Annotated in this window: 16 protein-coding genes; 5 read left to right on the top strand and 11 right to left on the bottom strand. The window is 64.2% G+C overall.

Annotation, left to right across the window (positions count from 1 at the left end):
* Window positions 1-19: 19 nt before the first annotated feature.
* The gene (locus WBP06_RS06125) at window positions 20-937 is read right to left on the bottom strand and encodes an acyl-CoA dehydrogenase family protein (protein ID WP_395332871.1); all 918 of its coding nucleotides are present in this window, start codon (window positions 935-937) and stop codon (window positions 20-22) included.
* Window positions 937-2,082, bottom strand: coding sequence for an acyl-CoA dehydrogenase family protein (locus WBP06_RS06120; protein WP_395332869.1), 1,146 nt, complete (start codon window positions 2,080-2,082; stop codon window positions 937-939). Before WBP06_RS06120 ends, WBP06_RS06125 begins: the two co-directional genes overlap by 1 nt.
* A 200-nt stretch (window positions 2,083-2,282) precedes the next feature.
* Between WBP06_RS06120 and WBP06_RS06115 the strand changes: the two genes are divergently transcribed.
* On the top strand, window positions 2,283-2,768 hold the full coding sequence (locus WBP06_RS06115; protein ID WP_395332867.1) for a hypothetical protein: 486 nt from the start codon (window positions 2,283-2,285) through the stop codon (window positions 2,766-2,768).
* Window positions 2,769-2,779: 11 nt separating this feature from the next.
* On the opposite strand, the gene WBP06_RS06110 is transcribed toward WBP06_RS06115, so the two are convergent.
* Both WBP06_RS06110 and WBP06_RS06105 read right to left on the bottom strand, forming a co-directional pair.
* On the bottom strand, window positions 2,780-3,553 hold the full coding sequence (locus WBP06_RS06110; RefSeq protein WP_395332865.1) for an SDR family NAD(P)-dependent oxidoreductase: 774 nt from the start codon (window positions 3,551-3,553) through the stop codon (window positions 2,780-2,782).
* Between the two features lie 173 nt (window positions 3,554-3,726).
* Window positions 3,727-5,457 (bottom strand): FAD-dependent oxidoreductase, encoded by a 1,731-nt coding sequence (locus tag WBP06_RS06105; protein WP_395332863.1) that lies wholly within the window; start codon window positions 5,455-5,457, stop codon window positions 3,727-3,729.
* Window positions 5,458-5,636: 179 nt separating this feature from the next.
* On the opposite strand from WBP06_RS06105, the gene WBP06_RS06100 reads away from it, so the two are divergent.
* The gene (locus WBP06_RS06100) at window positions 5,637-5,951 is read left to right on the top strand and encodes a Rieske (2Fe-2S) protein (RefSeq protein ID WP_395332861.1); all 315 of its coding nucleotides are present in this window, start codon (window positions 5,637-5,639) and stop codon (window positions 5,949-5,951) included.
* 52 nt (window positions 5,952-6,003) lie between these two features.
* Here the strand turns inward: WBP06_RS06100 and parC are convergent, their stop codons facing one another.
* The 4 genes from parC to WBP06_RS06080 form a co-directional block, all read right to left on the bottom strand.
* Window positions 6,004-8,298, bottom strand: coding sequence for a DNA topoisomerase IV subunit A (gene parC / locus WBP06_RS06095; protein ID WP_395332859.1), 2,295 nt, complete (start codon window positions 8,296-8,298; stop codon window positions 6,004-6,006).
* A gap of 91 nt (window positions 8,299-8,389) precedes the next feature.
* Window positions 8,390-8,722 carry a 2Fe-2S iron-sulfur cluster-binding protein gene (locus WBP06_RS06090; protein ID WP_395332857.1) on the bottom strand — a complete coding sequence of 111 codons (333 nt, stop codon included), beginning with the start codon at window positions 8,720-8,722 and terminating at the stop codon, window positions 8,390-8,392.
* A gap of 1 nt (window position 8,723) precedes the next feature.
* Window positions 8,724-9,803, bottom strand: a complete 1,080-nt coding sequence (locus WBP06_RS06085; protein ID WP_395334052.1) for a cysteine desulfurase family protein — start codon at window positions 9,801-9,803, stop codon at window positions 8,724-8,726.
* On the bottom strand, window positions 9,800-10,855 hold the full coding sequence (locus WBP06_RS06080) for a cysteine desulfurase family protein (RefSeq protein ID WP_395332855.1): 1,056 nt from the start codon (window positions 10,853-10,855) through the stop codon (window positions 9,800-9,802). Before WBP06_RS06080 ends, WBP06_RS06085 begins: the two co-directional genes overlap by 4 nt.
* Before the next feature lie 133 nt (window positions 10,856-10,988).
* Here WBP06_RS06080 and WBP06_RS06075 point away from each other — a divergent pair, with 133 nt between their 5' ends.
* Window positions 10,989-11,645 carry an alpha/beta hydrolase gene (locus WBP06_RS06075; RefSeq protein WP_132385172.1) on the top strand — a complete coding sequence of 219 codons (657 nt, stop codon included), beginning with the start codon at window positions 10,989-10,991 and terminating at the stop codon, window positions 11,643-11,645.
* 41 nt (window positions 11,646-11,686) lie between these two features.
* Here the strand turns inward: WBP06_RS06075 and WBP06_RS06070 are convergent, their stop codons facing one another.
* On the bottom strand, window positions 11,687-11,896 hold the full coding sequence (locus tag WBP06_RS06070; RefSeq protein WP_395332853.1) for a hypothetical protein: 210 nt from the start codon (window positions 11,894-11,896) through the stop codon (window positions 11,687-11,689).
* Between the two features lie 93 nt (window positions 11,897-11,989).
* Here WBP06_RS06070 and WBP06_RS06065 point away from each other — a divergent pair, with 93 nt between their 5' ends.
* Together WBP06_RS06065 and WBP06_RS06060 are read left to right on the top strand one after the other, a co-directional pair.
* Complete coding sequence (locus tag WBP06_RS06065; RefSeq protein WP_395332851.1) at window positions 11,990-13,828, top strand: DUF885 domain-containing protein; 1,839 nt, start codon at window positions 11,990-11,992, stop codon at window positions 13,826-13,828.
* A 203-nt stretch (window positions 13,829-14,031) separates the two neighbouring features.
* Window positions 14,032-14,424, top strand: a complete 393-nt coding sequence (locus tag WBP06_RS06060) for a DUF3597 domain-containing protein (RefSeq protein ID WP_395332849.1) — start codon at window positions 14,032-14,034, stop codon at window positions 14,422-14,424.
* Window positions 14,425-14,498: 74 nt separating this feature from the next.
* Here the strand turns inward: WBP06_RS06060 and WBP06_RS06055 are convergent, their stop codons facing one another.
* A complete protein-coding gene (locus WBP06_RS06055; protein ID WP_395332847.1) occupies window positions 14,499-14,852 on the bottom strand; it encodes a hypothetical protein in 354 nt (117 codons plus the stop codon).
* A gap of 91 nt (window positions 14,853-14,943) precedes the next feature.
* Window positions 14,944-15,807 carry a class I SAM-dependent methyltransferase gene (locus WBP06_RS06050; protein ID WP_395332845.1) on the bottom strand — a complete coding sequence of 288 codons (864 nt, stop codon included), beginning with the start codon at window positions 15,805-15,807 and terminating at the stop codon, window positions 14,944-14,946.
* Window positions 15,808-15,938: the final 131 nt, after the last annotated feature.

The raw sequence follows: 15,938 nt of genomic DNA, 5'->3' as shown, positions 1-15,938 counted from the left end.
TGTAGGCTCTGCGACGCAACTATCCCCAGAGCGCCTCGGCGGCGGCGAGCCCCTGCGCTCCCCGGCCGCCCAGTTCTGCTGTCAGCAGCTTCAACCGATAGGTCCACAAGTGCAGCGGATGCTCCAGCGTCATGCCCATGCCACCAAGGAACTGGTGGTAGTCGTAACAGACCCGCTTGGCCGCCTCCTGCGCATGAAGCAAAGCCATCGCCGCATCGGCCTGATTCTCGCTCGCCGCCGCCCGCATGGCGAGCCAGTAGGCGGTGTTGGTCACCACTTGCGCTTCGGCAAGCCGGTGCCGCATCGCCTGGAACGTCGCCAGCGGCCGGCCGAACTGCTTGCGCTCGGAAACATAGGTCACGACGCTTGCCAGCGCCGCACCCAGCAGGCCCGCCGCTTCCGCCGCCATCGCCACGCGCCAAGCGCGCGTCACCTCTGCCGGATCGATATCGTGCGCGGTCATCGCCTCGGGCAAACCGGTGAGGAACGCGACGGGATAGGCATAGAGCGTATCCTCCTGCGCCGAAGCGATCAGGTCTTCGCTGGCCGTAAAGCTGCGCACGCCCGAGGGACCGACGACAACCACCGTCGCACCCGGCCGCAGGAAGCGCAGCAGCGCCGAAGTCCGTCCTTCCTCCACCAGGCAGAGCGGACGCGGCAGTTCCGGATCGATCAGCGGGCGCACCAGGGCCGATGCCGCAGCCTCCACCGCGAACGGCAGGCGGGCCAACTTCTCGACCACCAGCGCGGCGGTGACGGGGCCCAGTTCCTCGACCGCCATGACATCGAGGAAACCGTTCTCCACCAGGGCAGCGTCGAGTTCCTCACTCTCCAACGCCAATCCAGCATCGTGCAGCGGTGCGGAAGCGAACGGCCGCGCAAGGGCCTCGACGAAATCGAGGACCTGTGTCTGGTCTTCATTCAAGGCAAGCTGCATCAGCGCGGCTCCCGGGGCAGTTCCAGCACGTCGCTGGCGATGATGTTGAGCTGGATCTCGGCGGACCCGGCGGCGACCCCGGCAACGATACCCCGCTGGTGATGCATCTTGAGGTAGGGCGACTTGCCCGCGAGCGCTTCGGGCAGAAATTCCACCACGAATTCGCAGACGGCGCGTTCGGCCATGACGGTGGCATAGCGTGCCGAACTGGACTCCGCGCCGATCGCCAGCCCGTCCACGCGCTTCTGCACGACGGCATAGTTCGCCGTTCCCGCCGCCTCGCAAAGCGCCGCGCAGCGCGCTGCCTCGATGCGAACATACTCGCGGGCGAAATCACCTCGCTCCTGCAATGTCATTACCGCCCGGTCCAGCGCGGCACGGGCCAGCGTGAAGCGGGGGATTCCCAGTCGCTCGTTACGCAGCGAATAGGCGACGATCTCCCAGGCCTGCCCTTCCTCGCCAAAACGAGCGGTTTCAGGCACGGTCACATCGTCGAAGAAGACTTCGTGAATATCACCCTCACCGATCAGCGAGGGAATCTGGCGCACGGTGATGCCCGGCGTATCCATCGGCACCAGGACGATGGTGATGCCCTTCTTGCGGTCGTCGCTGGTGCGAGTGAGCAGGAAGCAGGTATCGGCAAGGCCCGCGTAGGACGTCCAGATCTTCTGGCCGTTGATGACGTAGTTTCCGTCCTTCAGAACCGCGCGGGTGCGCAAGCTGGCAAGGTCCGATCCGGCATCGGGCTCAGAAAAGCCCTGGCACCACAGCGACTCCCCGCGCGTGATCGGTTCCAGGTAGCGCGCTTTCTGCTCGGCAGTGCCGTACTTCTCCAGCGTCGGGCCGATCCAGTTGACGTTCATGTACTGCCCGCCGCGTGGCTCGCCGGCGATCCACATCTCTTCGGAAAGGATCTGCTGCTCCCACGGGCCGAGCCCTTCGCCGCCCATTTCCTGCGGCCAGTGCGGGAACAGCAGGCCGACTTCGGCCAGCTTCACACAAAACGTGCGCGCAAAAGCCGTCAACGCGGGCGACGCGGGGCCATGTTCGGAGAACTTTTCCCAGTCTTTCGGCAGGTTCGCATGCAAAAAGTCCCGGATCTTGTGCCGGAACGCGTCCTGTTCCTCGGTCCATTCGAACTGCATGGCATCCTTCGTCTTTGCTTTCCTCCGGCGTTACCCAGCGCACCCACGGCCCACAAGCGCAGGACCAACGCCCCGGCGAAAACCGTCTCTTGGCCATAACCGACTGGTGGTTCGTCCGGATTGACGGGCAAGGAGGATCGCCGCACCTTCGGCGGCAAGGGGTTTACCAGGCCGGCCGAAGGCCGGAATGGGGAGGAACGATGCCTGCTGCCTACAGAACCGCCCTGCTCGCCCTTGTCCTTGCAGTTCCGGCAGCGGCGCAGGCACCGAAACCGGCGCTGACGCCTGCTCAGTTCGACCAACTCATGCGCGCGGCCGGCTATGTTAAGGCCGGCAATACCTGGAAAGGCTGCGACGGAGCCACCACCGTCACGCGCCAGAACGTGGAATTCAAGGACATTAACGGAGACGGCCGCGCCGAAGCGCTGATCACGGCGGACGGCACCGAATGCTTCGGCATGGCCGGCGCAGGCTTTCAACTTCTGCGCCAGACGCCGTCCGGTTGGCAGGTCATGGCCAACGAAACCGGCATTGCCACCTTCCAGACGACGCGCGGCGTGGACGGCTACCCCGACATCGAGATCGGCGGCCCCGGATTCTGCTTCCCCATCGCCCGCTGGAGCGGCAGCGAATACAAGACGATCCGCTTCGCCTACGAAGGCAAGGCCTGCAAACCGCCCCGCTAGAGACGACGCAATTACTGGCGGACAGCCCCAATCGCGGCGGGTGATACATAGCGCGTGGTCGAAATGCCGCCATCGACGGCAATGGTCTGTCCATTGACGAAACCCGCCTCATCCGAAACGAGGAAGGCCACCATGTTGCCGATGTCCGCCGCCGAGCAGTCGCGCTGGAGCGGGGTCAGTTCGTGGTTGGTGCGGCGGAAAAAGTCGAGGTCCCAGAACGCAGTCGTCATCTCGGTACGCACCACGGTCGGCGCAACGTAATTCGATCGGATACCACGCGGACCATATTCGGCCGCCATGGTCTGCATCAGCCCGATCTGCCCGGCCTTCACGGTGGAATAGGCCCCTCCGCCCGGCGTGCCGTAGAGGCCCCAGGTAGAGCCGATGAACAGGATCGAACTTCCCGCGCCCATCTCCCGCAATGCCTCCCGGCAGAGCCGGAACGGCGCCCGCAGGGAAATGCCCAGCACTTCGTCCAACATGGCATCGGTGGTCTGGTCCACGGGGCCGAAGTTGAACGATCCGGCATTGTTCACCAGCACATCCAGCCGCCCGAACTTGTCCATCGCGGCATCGACAATGGCGCGAGGAGCTTCATCGGCCGTGGCGTCAATGGCGATGAATTCGAACTCTACCGTACCCGCGAGCGTGTCCTTCAGCGCCTGAAGCTTCTCCGCATTGCGTCCGGTGCCCAGGACTTTGACGCCCTTCGCCCCCAGTGCTCGCACGATCGCCTCGCCTATGCCGCCTGCCGCTCCGGTGACGATTGCTACATTGCCTTGCATCTATCCTGCTCCGCTTGCTCCGCCACCGCTTGAAGAAGCGGGATCCTCGCCTTTGCGGGGATGACGGAATATTATTTGCACGCATCTGATTGGCGGTGTGCTGATCGAAGCTTCGCCAAATCCAAGCTGCTTCGTCATCCCCGCGAAGGCCGGGATCCCGCTTCTTCAAGCCCTCAGCCCGCTCGCTGGTTTCCCGCCCGTTCGGCAATGTCATTGGCCGCAACGAAGCCGAAGGTCATTGCCGGCCCGATGGTCGCCCCTGCTCCCGGATACGTGTCCCCGAACGGCGTCCCCGAATTGTTCCCCGCCGCGTAAAGTCCCGCAATCGGCTGCCCTGCCCCATCCAACACCCGCGCCCGTGCATCGCAGCGCAAGCCGCCCTTGGTGCCCAGATCACCGTTATTGATCGGCACCGCATAGAACGGTGCCTTGTCGATCGGCCCGATATTCGGATTGGGGGTGGACGAGGGATCGCCAAACATCTGGTCATAGGGGTTCATGCCCCGCCCGAATTCGGGATCGACGCCCGTCTTCGCATAGGCATTCATGTTGGCGACCGTCTGCCGCACCGCCTCCACCGGCAAATGCGTCTTGGCGCAAAGCTCCTCGATCGTATCCGCGCGGAACACGTAGTGATCCCACCAGTCGTCCGGCACCTTGTGTTCGGGCGTATGGACCGTGGGCATCAAACCGCCGGCGCTGAACTTCTTGCGGAACTTGGCATCGAAGATGAGCCAGCACGGACAGTTCGCGCCGCTCTCGATCTGATCGCGTACCATCGCCTGACCGAACTGGTCGTACCCGCACGCCTCATCCACGAAGCGCACGCCCTTGCGATTGACGACCACGCTCCATGGACGGCCCACATCGAATGCTGCCTGATGGATTTCGTGAAAATTCGACGCACCCTTCATTGGCAACGTCATCGTCGGAATCCACCAGCCTTGCGATGTGTGCTCCGTGGACGCGCCCACCGCCTCCGCCGCAACCAGCGCCTCGCCACGATTGCCATCCTCAGGCGTCGAGGAGTGCCGCGTCAGCCCCGGCACCGGATAGAAGCGATCCCGCAGCGCCTGATTCCATTCGAATCCGCCCGCCGCCAGCACCACGCCGTGCCGCGCCTCCACGGTGTACTTGCGACCGAAGTTGGACACCTCGATCCCGGTGACACGTCCGCCTTCGTCCACCGCCAACCCTTCCAGCGCCGTCTCCAGCCGAAGGTCGACATCGCGCGCGAACACCTGTTCGTAAGTCGCGCCCATCAGCGCCGCGCCTTGGGTGAAGCGCTTGTCGCGGTGCGAGACTTTGCGCGTCGAACGGTCCATCCAGTATCGTCCGATCATCTTGCCCGCGACCATGCGCCAGCCCTTGGACTGCATCATCAGCGCAAAGGTCTCGGTCAGGTCCATCGCATAGCGGCCGAACAGCTTGAAGCGGTTGTACTGCTCCCGCATCAAGGCGTAGCGACCATCTCCCAGTCGACGCCCGTCGAAAGTCGGCACGATTACGGAACGATCCGCCCGCGCGCCCGCCCGGTTCGGGAAATAGTCCGGCCAAGCGGCCGCCGCTACCTGCACTCCGGTCGATTTAAGAAAGTGCAGCATCTTCGGCGCTTCATCCACGAAAGCTTCCAGCCGCTCGCGGTTCACCGGCACGCCGATGGTCGCGTCGAGATACTCCAGCGCGGATGATCGGCTGTCCCCCTTGTCGCCATCCAGCCCGTGATTGGGGATCCACATCACCCCACCGGACGTCGCCGAAGTGCCGCCGAACTTGTGCGCTTTCTCGACGATCAAGACTTTCAGGCCTAGGTCCGCGCTACGCAGCGCGGCCATCGCCCCGGCCGAGCCCGATCCCACCACCACGACATCGAAGCTCTCGTCGCTTCTGCCTTTGGTTGCCACCCGTATTCTCCCGAAGCGCATGTTCTTTCACGCGTCTTATCGCGTCGGCGGCTTGCCCACGAAATGACCGCCACGGTACAGCCTCTTGCTTGATCCTGCTTGCGACCTGCCGGCCCTTGCGCCACGAAGGCGCGACAAGCAGGTCGCAGAACAAGACCCCACGCAAAACCGGGAAGAAGATGAGCGAAAAGACCTTCGTTGCCGCAGCCAAACTGGAAGACGTTCCCGCCGGCGCCAAGATCGTTGTCGAGGTGAACGGGATCAGCATGCTCTTGTGCAACACGAAGGATCGCATCTTCGCCGTCCGCAACTTGTGCAGTCATGCCTACGAGACGCTGGAATGCGGCCGGATGCGCAATGGCTGGATATCATGCCCGGTCCACGGCGCCCGCTTCGATCTGGAGACAGGCGCACCGATGAACCCGCCCGCGACAATCGCGATCGAGACTTATGAGGTGCGGATAGAAGGCGACACCATCGAAGTCGCCGTCTGAAGTCCGCAAGCAAGCCCGGAGCGCCCGCTAATCGGCGCCCCGGTCCCTGCCATTATCCCTGGAACTTGTTATCGCGCGGGAACCCGGTCGGCGGCAGACGGCCTGCCGCGCCGCGTGCGACCTTCCACAGCCCCATGTCCTTCTCGGTCCGCGTGCGGCCGGATTCGCCGCCCATCGTCCACGAAAGGCCATCCTCCAGCTTCAGCGTGATGAGGTCCGACAGCCCGCCATCGCGATAGCGCTGGAGCGTGACGCCCTGCCCCTTCGCCATCAGCGGCAATTCCTCAAGGCTGAAGATCACCAGCTTGCGATTATCGCCAACGACGGCGACGTGATCGTGTTCGGCCGGAATCTCACGCACGATCATCAGCTTGACGCCGGGCTTCGTGGACATGACCGCGCGGCCCTTGCGGGTTTCGGCCAGCAATTCCTCGGCCTCCACCGCGAAACCGCGCCCGACGTTGGACGCCAGCAAGATCTGCGACTTCGGCTTGAACGGCAGCGCCGCCACGATGTGCGCATCGGCATCGATGTCCACCATCGTACGGATCGGTTCACCAAAGCCGCGCGCACCGGGAAGCTTGTCTGCACCGACCGTATAGAAACGGCCATTGTCCAGCGCGATCAGGATCTTGTCCGTGGTCTGCGCATGGAACGCAAACGCAGGGCCGTCGCCTTCCTTGAACTTGAAATCGCCGTCCAGCGGAACGTGGCCCTTGGCGGCACGCACCCAGCCCCTGGCCGAGAAGATCACCGTCACCGGTTCCTTCTCGATCATCGCGTCCATGCTGAATTCGACCGTGGGCGTAGCCTGCGCGATCGTCGTGCGGCGACGGCCGAGTTCGGTATCCTCGGCATATTCCTTCCGCAACGTGGTCAGGTCGCGCTTCAGACGCGTGCGTTGGCGGGCCGGGCTTTCCAGCAGCTTGTTGAGTTCGTCCTGCTCCCGCAACAGTTCCTCATGCTCCTTGCGAAGCTCCATTTCCTCCAGCTTGCGCAAACTGCGCAGGCGCATGTTGAGGATGGCTTCGGCCTGCCGATCGGTCAGTTCGAACTCGGCCATCATCACCGGCTTGGGCTCATCCTCGGTACGGATGATCTCGATGATCCGGTCGAGGTTGAGGTAGGCGATGATGTAGCCGGCAACCAGTTCCAGGCGCGAGGCGATCTTTTCCAGCCGGTGCCGCGTACGGCGCAGCAGGATGTCGATCTGGCTGTAGACCCATTCGGACAGCAACAGCTTCAGCCCCATCACCCCCGGCGTGCGGTGCGAATCCAGCACGTTGAGGTTGAGCGAGAAGCGGCTTTCCAGATCGGTGAGCTTGTAGAGGCTCTCCTTCAGCATCTCCGGATCGACGTTGCGGCTCTTGGGCACGAAGACGATGCGGATCTGCTCGTCGCTCTCGTCGCGCACGTCTTCCAGGATCGGCAGCTTCTTTTCGCCGATCAGCGCGGCAACCTGCTCGATCAGCTTCCCCTTGGGCAGCATGTAGGGGATTTCGGAAATGACGAGCTGCCACTGGCCGCTGCCCAGTCGCTCGATCCCGGATTCTTCCCAGTTGCCCGCCGCATCCTTGCCGGTCGAGAAACGGCCGCGCACGCGGAAGGCGCCCTTGCCGGTCTCATAGGCGTGGCTGATCGCTTCGGGGCTGTCCACCACCAAGCCGCCGGTGGCGAAGTCCGGGCCATGGAACACCTGCATCAGCTGTTCGTGCTCGGCATGGGGATTGTCGACCAGCATCATCGTTGCATCGATGATCTCTGCGACGTTGTGGCTGGGGATAGAGGTGGCCATGCCCACGGCGATGCCGGTGGAGCCGTTCGCCAGCAGATTCGGGAACATGCCGGGGAAGATTTCCGGCTCGCTCTCTTCACCGTTGTAAGTGGGGATGAAGTCGACAGTGCCTTCGTCCAGCCCCGACATCAGGTGGATCGCCGTGCGCGTCAGCCTTGCCTCGGTGTACCGGTAGGCTGCCGCGTTATCGCCGTCGATATTGCCGAAATTGCCCTGGCCCTGCACCAGCGGATAGCGCAGCGAGAAATCCTGCGCGAGGCGGACCATCGCATCGTAGACCGACGCATCGCCATGCGGGTGGTACTTACCGATCACGTCACCCACGACGCGGGCCGATTTCTTGTAGGCGCTGGCCGGATCCAGCTTCAGCTGCCGCATCGCCCAGAGCAGGCGCCGGTGTACCGGCTTCAGACCATCGCGCAAGTCCGGCAGCGAGCGGGCCGTGATCGTCGAAAGCGCATAGACGAGGTAGCGCTGCGAAAGCGCGGCATCGAAAGGCGCGTCGACAATGGCGTCGAACGGGTCTGAATCTTCGTCGGTCGTGGTCACCATTCCGGAAGCCTAGCAGCGCTCCTGCCGGTGCCAAGTCGGATTCCCGTGTTTTCCAGAGCTTGGTTTCCCGATTCGTTCCGATTCTTCAGGATCAGCCGATCTGCATGTCGCGCGAGACACCGGGGATGCGCACTTCCAGGCCATCCAGCGCATCGGTCAGTTCGATCTGGCAAGACAGGCGGCTGGTCCGGGTGACGCCGGCGGCAAGGTCCAGCATGTCTTCCTCGTCATTGGAGGCCGGGTCCAGAACGTCGAACCATTCAGGTGCGATGATTACATGACAGGTGGAACAGGCCATCTGTCCCTCGCAGGTTCCCTCAAGCGGCATCCCGCAACGCTGCGCGAGGGCAAGGAGGCGCGTGCCCGGCTCAGCCTCGGCCGTGATGGACGCACCTTCGGCGGTAACAAATCTGACGTTCAACAATTCAGACTCCCTGCGCCGCTGCTGCGGCATCGATACGTGCGCAGGCATCCTCGATTTCCCGGAGATCAGTATATCTCCCGAATCCCAAACGGATAGAGCTTTTGGCTTGGCCGTCGGAAAGCCCCAGCGCCTTGAGCACATGGCTAGGCCGACCAGAGCCGCTGGCGCAAGCCGATCCCGCCGAAAACGCCACGTCGCGCAAGTCAGACATCAGCCTTGCGACATCCACCCCGTCCAGCCGCAGATTGAGGTTTCCACGCCAGCGATGCGCGGCGGAGCCGTTCAGCGTCCAGCGGGAGAGAATTTCGCGCGCCCGTGCCCAGAGCGTTTCGACGTGGGCGGCGTCTTCCTCCATGCGGCGCTCCGCCAGCGCCGCCGCCGCGCCGAAACCGGCGCAAAGTGCAGGGCTCAACGTACCGGAACGCAAGCCCTGCTCCTGCCCACCACCGTGAATCAATGGCTGAATGTCGATCCCATCGCGAATCCAGAGCGCCCCGATGCCCTTGGGACCATAGAGCTTGTGCCCGGACACCGCGATGAAGTCGGCTGCGACGGGCGGGGTGATCTTGCCTGCGCCTTGCACGGCGTCACAGAGGAACAGCGCGCCGGCATGGTGCGCGGTCCGCGCCAGCGCCTCCACGGGCTGGATCGTCCCGATCTCATTGTTGACCTGCATGACCGCGACGAGGCCGGTCCCACCGGGAATGGCAGCCTGCGGATCGACCAACCCTGCGCTGTCGACCGGCAGCATCGTCACCCCGGGATCGATCGCGCGCGCCGCGTCCAGTACGGCGGCATGTTCGACGGCCGAAACCGCCAAGCGGCGCGCGCCACTGCCGAACAGCGCGAGGTTGATCGCCTCCGTCGCGCCTGAGGTAAAGACCACCCTGCCCCCCGGCGGCAACAATGCGGCAACTTGCTCGCGCGCGACTTCGACGATGGCGGCAGCACCGCGGCCGGGGCGATGCGGGCTATGGGGATTGGCGAAGCCCACGCCCTCCGGACCGCCGAGCCACGGCAACATCGCTTCCCGCGCTTCGGGGGCGAGCGGCGTGGTGGCCTGATAGTCGAGGTAGATCATCCGTTCACGCGGGCCCATGCTTCCGCAAATGCGTCGAGTTCGCCGGGCGTCGTGTTCCAGCCGATGCTGACGCGCACGGCGCGGCGGGCAAGATCCTCATCGATGCCGAAGCCTTTCAGGACGCGGCTTTGCTTGAGGGTGCCGGAGGAGCAGGCGCTTCCCGCAGAGATCGCGAAGCCCATCGCGTCCATGCGGATCAACATCGCGGTCGCGGCCAGATGCGGTGCGGCGACGGCGAAGATGTGCGAGCATTGCACGCCCGGCTGAAGCACCTCTCCATGCTGGAACAGCGCATTCTTGAAATCAAAGCGCTGTTCGGCGGTAGTCGCCCAGTCATCCAACGTCCGTGCTTCCAGCGCCGCCGCGAAGCCGAGCGCGCCGGGCAAGTTCTCGGTGCCGGCACGATAGCCGCGCTCTTGACCGCCGCTGGGTTCGAGCATGGCGAAATCCTTCACCAGCAGCGCGCCGATGCCGATCGGCCCGCCCAGCTTGTGCGCGGAAAGAACCACCATATCCGCATCGGGCAACGCCATCTTGCCCGCCGATTGCGAACAATCCGCCAGAAACAGCCCGCCAGCTGCGCGCACTTGCGTCGCCAAAGGATTATCGACGTAAGGCAGCAGGATCGTGCCCGTCTCCGAATTGATCGACTGGACTGCGACGACGGGACGGCACGGCATGGCAAGCGCGGCCGCCAAAGCTTCGGGATCGACCTCCCCCTCACGCATCTGCAGTTCCTGCGCATCGGGCGCGGCGCGGAACACGGCATCATGCTCCACTGCAGAAACCAGTCGCCGTTGCACCTTGGCCCGGCCAAGGCCGATCGCCAGCGCCTCGCTCGCGCCGGAGGTGAAAATCAGTTCACCCTGCCAATTGAGCGCCTTTTTCAACCGATCGCGCGCGTCTTCCAGCGCCGCACGCGCGGCGCGACCGGCCTTGTGCGGACTGGAGGGATTCGCCCAGATTGCCGCCCCTTGCAGCCAGGCATCGCGCGCCTCGGGCATGATCGGGGTGGTCGCGGCGTGGTCTAGATAGGTCTGTTCAGGAGCCATTGTTTGCAAAAGTTGTTTTCGGGCCGGTTGTTTCTATATAGCGAACCATTCGTTTTCCACTCCCGTGAGTGCCGATGCGGCAAATCGCCGCCGGTATTTTGCGGGAGTTTCAACAGGTCAGGCCCGCAAACACATGCCCGCAGTCATTTTTCCCGGACCCGAAGGCCGCCTTGAAGGCCGCTTCCAGCCCGCAACGCGTCCGCGCGCGCCCGTGGCCATGATCCTTCACCCGCACCCGCAGGCCGGCGGCACGATGAACGACCGCGTCACCCAGCACCTGTACAAGGCGTTCGTGGCACGCGGCTTCGCCACCTTGCGCTTCAACTTCCGCGGCGTTGGTCGCAGCCAGGGCAGCTTCGACAACGGCGTGGGCGAACTTTCGGATGCAGCAGCCGCGCTCGACTGGGTGCAGTCGATCCATCCCGAGGCTTCGACCACCTGGATCGCGGGCTATTCGTTCGGCGCGCTGATCGGCATGCAGCTGCTGATGCGCCGCCCGGAGATTCGCGGCTTCATCTCGGTGGCACCGCCCGCCAACATGTACGACTTCTCGTTCCTGGCGCCCTGCCCCGCATCGGGCATCATCATCCAGGGTGCGGCGGATACGGTGGTGACGCCGAACGCAGTGCAGAAGCTGGTCGACAAGCTGCGCACGCAGAAGCACATCACCATCCACCACGATGAGATTCCACGCGCCAACCACTTCTTCGAGAACGAGATCGACGATCTTATGCGCTCGGTCGACAACTACCTCGACATGCGCCTCTCGCCGGATTGCCCGATCAAATAACCGGCGCAAAATCGCGATACGAACAGGAAGGCGTCGGAGGGCTACTCCGGCGCCTTTTCCTTTGCGGCACTGGCCAGCGTCTCACCGCCCGGCGTCGGCAATGTCCAGATCGCAACATTCACCGCCATCACCGCCGCCAGCACGACCATCAGCACCGCTTGCTTGCGATAACCCCCTCGCCGAGACAGTGCGAATGCGCCCAGCAGCAGGGCGACGATGGTGAGAACGAGCAGGGAAAGCGCAATATCCATCGTTTTCCCCTAGCCCAGCACGGTTCGGCAATCGAGCGGGTTTGACACACGGCCCACCGCTCGCCAGTTTCGCCGCCCATGAAGAACCAAGTCATGGGAACCGCGCCCCTCTCGCGCCGCACCACTCTGCAGCTTCTCGCCACCGGAACCGCAGCGCTGGCACTGCCGGGCGCTCGCGCGCTGGCCGCCGCGCCTTCGGGCCAGCAGGCCGCTTCCGCGCTACTCGATTCGATCGCGTGGAACCTGCTTGCCCACGCACCCGAAAACGCGACCAGCCTGGGCGTCGATACCGGCGCGCACGCAGACCTCCGTTCGCGGCTTGAGGACCGCTCCTTCGCGGGCCGCAATGCGCTGGCGAAGACCCTGCGCACCGATGTCGCCCGCGTGGAGGCGTTCGACACCACCGGCCTCGACCATGCGGACCGCACCAGCCTTGCCGTGATCCGCAGCGCCTATCGCACCGCGCTGGACGGTCTGGCCCAGCCTTATGGCGACGTGGCCGTGGGCGGTTGGCGCAATACGCCCTACGTCGTGATCCAGAACGTGGGCGCCTATCTCGACACGCCCAAGTTCCTCGACGCCGATCATCCGGTGAAAAATGCCGCCGATGCCGAGGCCTACGTCTCCCGCCTTTCGCAGTTCGACACGCAGCTTGACGGCGAGTTGGAGCGTATGCGCGCGGCGACCGACAAGGGCCTTGTCCCGCCAGACTTCCTGCTGGACCGCGCGATCGCCCAGATGGAAAGCACCATTGCTGAGGCGCGTAACAATGGCGGCGGCATGGTCTCCTCGCTGGTCGGCCGCACCAAGACGATCCCCGGCAACTGGGAAAGCCGCACCAAGGCCATCGTCTCTGGCGAAGTAGTGCCGGCACTGGAACGCCAGCTTGCCGAACTCAAGCGCCAGCGCGGCCTTGCCAAGAGCGATCCGGGCATGGGCGCCCGCCCCCATGGCGACGAGTTCTACGCCTGGGCCCTGCGCGCCAGCACCACCACGACCGTTCCGGCAGAGGAAATCCACAAGCGCGGACTGGAGGAACTGGCCGCGCTGCACGCCCGCATGGATCCGATCCTGAAGTCTCTGGGCTACACCACCGGCACCGTGGGTGAACGCATGACCGCGCTGGGCGGCGACAAGCGCTTCATGTTCCCCGAAGGCGACCCCGGCCGTGCCGAGATCATGGCCTTCATCCAGAAGCGCGTCGACTGGATCCGCGCGCAGATGCCGCGCGCTTTCCGCGATCCAGTCAGCGGCAAGGTGGAAGTACGCCGCCTGCCGCTTTCCGAAGAGCCCGGCGCGCCCACGGCGTACGGCGGCGGCGGTTCGAAGGACGGCACGGTGCCTGGCAAGATGTGGATCAACCTCCGCTCCACCGACCTGCACCGCAAGTACGACCTGCCCACGCTGGTCCATCACGAGGCGATCCCCGGCCACGTCTGGCAGGGCGAATATGCCAACCGCCTGCCGCTGATCCGATCGATGCTGGCCTTCAACGCCTATTCCGAAGGCTGGGCGCTCTATGGCGAGCAACTGGCGGACGAGCTTGGTGCCTATGACGACGATCCGGTCGGTCGCCTGGGCTATCTTCAGTCCATCGCCTTCCGCGCCTGCCGCATGGTGGTGGACACCGGCCTTCATGCCAAGGGTTGGGGGCGCCAGCAGGCAGTGCAGTTCTTCGTGGAGAAGAACGGCAGCAATGCGGACGAGATCGCCAGCGAAGTGGACCGTTACTGCTCATGGCCTGGCCAGGCCTGCGGCTACAAGATGGGCCATTCGGAAATCAACCGCCAGCGCACCCGTGCTCAGCAGGCGCTGGGTTCGGCCTACGATCTGCGCGATTTCGATCAGGCCGTGGTCGATGGCGGCAACGTACCGCTGGACGTGCTGGCCACCAATATTGACGAGTATATCGCGGGCCGTAAGGCGCGCTGATCGCTCCACCGCGCTCATGGGGCACCACGCCCCATGAGCGCGGGCGGGACATAGGCAGAGCGGCGGGTTGCAGGCAGGATCGTGTCGCCGTGGACGCAAGGTTCGACTCCGGCCCTTGCTGTTGGCGGCGCTCGGTATGCACCTCCCCCGAAACTAAGCCCGCTGCGGCTTTGGCCGTCGCGACTCTGGCAAGGAGTACGTCCATGTCCATCTTCGGTTCGATCAAGGATGCCATTTTCGGAAAGAAGAAGGCCGCCCCGCCTCCCCCGGCGGCTGCGCCTGCCGCCGCGCCTGCAGCAGCAGCTCCCGCACCCGCCGCTGCACCGCCCCCGGTCGACGCGGAGCCTGTGGACGTGAATGCCGTGCTCACAGAAATGGCGGCGGGCCAGAACCTCGACTGGAAGCACTCGATCGTCGATCTGATGAAAGTGCTGAATATCGATTCCAGCCTCGCCAACCGCAAGGAACTGGCCCAGGAACTGGGCTATACCGGCGCGCTGGACGGTTCTGCCGAAATGAACCTGTGGTTGCACAAGGAAACGCTGCGCCAACTGGCCGCCCATGGCGGTGTGGTGTCAGCGGATATGCTGGACTAGCAGCTCTACCAACGCACAGAAAAGGCCGCGCTGCTTAGGCAGAGCGGCCTTTTCCTGTCACACTATGGTGCCGTTCAGCTCTTGCCGAACAGGCCCTTTGCCATGTCGGTGATATCGTCGATCACGCTGCCGTCACCGTCCTTGTCGAGGAAGGACGTGAACTTGGAGGGATCGCTGGACACCATGCTGGCAAACTGGCTCAGCGAGCCCTCGCCACCGATGGACGAGATGATCTGCTGGATCGTGCCCACGCCAAGGCCGGTCTTTTCCGCCGCCAGTTGCGCGGTATCGCCCTCTTGCTGATGCGCAAAGCCAAGTGCGGCAATTGCCTTTTCAGTCGTGGCCGGATCGAGGCCCAACTTGCCGGCAAGATTTTCGACATCGGGGTGATCGCTGACCTGTCCGAGAATACCGTCGAAAATTCCCATGGTGCAGTCTCCTTGATGGATGCGCGGCGAGTATGGATGGAAACGATGACGAACGGAAGGCTTTCCGCAAGCATCGTCAAGCAGCCCGCGATCAAAGCCCCGGATTGCGAGCCGTGACGATCCATGCCGCGCCTTCGATCTGCACGGAGCGCTCCCCAGGGCGCGCGGCGAATGCGGAATGCACGGCCAGCCGCGCCCGTTCACGAATTACTTCAGACTGGTCCGCCAGCGCCCGCGACAGTGGCCCCACCTCGAACGCCATGTTCACCGCGTCAGCCACCGCAGCATCACGGCTCTCGCCCAGGCCGAAATGGATGGTGTGATCGAAGGGACGCATCTGACATTCCACGAAGCCCGCCGCGGCGACTATGCCTTCCACCCGCGCGCGATCGCCGAACGAGAACGGCCCAGGCGCGTCGGCGGGCGGCGGTGCCGATGGCGGCACGATGCCCTTGATCGCCCCCATCGGCAGACGAACCCAATCGTTCTCCGCCGCACTGCGCCAGCAAACGAAAGCCAGCCGTCCACCCGGCCGCAGCGAAAGGCGCATATGGGAAAATGCTGCGACGGGATCGTCGAAGAACATCACTCCGAACCGCGAGTAGAGCAGGTCCAAGGCTTGCACGGGAAGCGGCGCGACGCTGACGTCCGCCACATCGAATGTAACCGGCAGGTTCGACGGCATCGTCTGGCGCGCCCGTTCCACCAGCGGCGTGGAGATGTCGAGCGCCAGAACATGCCCGCGTGGCCCCACCTGCCGTCCGATTTCGAACGTCTGGGTCCCTGCTCCGCACCCGACATCGAGCACGCGCTCCCCTGCTTGTGGTGCGGCAGTCTCCAGCGCAGCATCGCCGAACGGAGCCAACATGACATCGAGACGAGCCTGATTGCTCACCCACCGCTCACCGCTGATGCCGTTCCAATCCGACACCTGATAGACATTCCTGCGCGTCATAGTTGCCTCATAAATTGCTATTGCGAGTGAATATCAATTTATGAGGGGTATTCAAAGCCCCGAAGCGCCCCCCGAGGGACAGCAAAAAGGGCCCCGAAGCGAGTGTTTCGGGGCCCTTTGTTTGCTTGCGT

The sequence above is a fragment of the Novosphingobium mississippiense genome (assembly GCF_044029535.1).
GTDB lineage: Bacteria > Pseudomonadota > Alphaproteobacteria > Sphingomonadales > Sphingomonadaceae > Novosphingobium.
Note: the sequence above shows the minus strand (reverse complement) of the source record. Positions and strands in the feature narration are given on the sequence as shown.